The 1,357-nt window shown below is 74.9% G+C and carries 1 protein-coding gene; it reads left to right on the top strand.

What is annotated here, in order from left to right:
* The coding region (locus tag KN815_RS36890) for a polyketide synthase dehydratase domain-containing protein (RefSeq protein ID WP_216346206.1) at positions 1–1,357 on the top strand (1,357 nt) is incomplete at both ends.

Here is a 1,357-nt window from a genome sequence, read left to right as displayed (position 1 = left end):
CCGACTTCTGGGTGCGCCACGTCCGCGAGGCCGTCCGCTTCCTCGACGGTGTACGGACGTTGGAAGCCCAGGGCGTCACCACCTACCTCGAACTCGGCCCCGACGGTGTCCTCACCGCCATGGCCCAGGAGTGTGTGACCGGAGAGGACGCGGCCTTCGCCGCCGCGCTGCGCAAGGACCGCCCCGAGGCCGAGGCGCTGCTGTCGGCCGTCGCGCGGGCCCATGTCCGTGGTGTGGCAGTCGACTGGGCGGCGTACTACGCCCGAACCGGCGCCGCGCAGGTCGCCCTGACCGCGTTTCCGACGTATCCCTTCCAGCGGCAGCGCTACTGGCCGAAGGTCTCCTCGCTGTTCCTCGGCGACGTGGCCGCGGTCGGGCTGGGCGAGGCCGAGCATCCGCTGCTCGGCGCCAGCGCCGAACTGCCCGACGCGGACGGGATGCTGTTCACCGGACGGCTGGCGCTCTCGACCCATCCGTGGCTCGCGGGCCACACCATCCTGGACACCGTGCTGCTGCCCGGCACCGCGTTCGTGGAGCTGGCGATCCGCGCCGGTGACCAGGTCGGCTGCGACTACCTCGAAGAGCTGACCCTAGAGGCGCCGCTGGTCCTGCCCGCGCAGGGTGGTGTCCAGCTCCGGCTGTCGGTCGGTGCGGCCGACGAGACGGGCCGCCGTCCGCTGTCGCTGCACTCCCGGCTGGAGAGCCTGCCCGCGGAGGAGCCGTGGACCCGGCACGCCGCCGGTGTCCTGGCGTCCGGCGGCCGTCCGGAGGCGTCGTTCGAGCTGACCGCATGGCCCCCGGCGGACGCGGCCGAGGTGGAGCTGGACGGCCGCTACGAGGGCCTGCTGGACATCGGTTTCGCCTACGGCGCCGCGTTCCAGGGGCTGCGCAGGGCGTGGCAGCGCGGTGGCGAGGTGTTCGCCGAGGTGGTGCTGGACGAGGGCACGGCCGAGGAGGCCGCAGCGTTCGGGCTGCACCCGGCGCTGCTGGACGCCGCCCTGCACGCCATCGGCCTGGCCGGTCTGGGCAACACGGGCGGGGAAGGGCGGCTGCCGTTCGCCTGGAGCGGGGTGTCGCTGTACGCGAGCGGCGCCTCGGCGCTGCGGGTACACCTGACCCCCGACGGCGCCGAGGGCGTCCGGCTGGAGATCGCCGACACCACCGGTGCGCCGGTCGCGGCCGTCGAGACGCTCGGGCTGCGCCCGGTCTCGGCCGAGCAGTTGCGGAGCGCGCGCACGTCCTACCACGAGTCGCTGTTCCACCTGGAGTGGACGGCGCCGACCGGGCTCGCCGACGCGGCCGGGGCGGCCGTGCCGGCCGACGGCCGGTGGGCGGTGCTGGGCGCCGATCCGCTCGG

The organism is Streptomyces niphimycinicus, from assembly GCF_018883605.1.
Lineage (GTDB): Bacteria > Actinomycetota > Actinomycetes > Streptomycetales > Streptomycetaceae > Streptomyces > Streptomyces niphimycinicus.
Note: the sequence above shows the minus strand (reverse complement) of the source record. Positions and strands in the feature narration are given on the sequence as shown.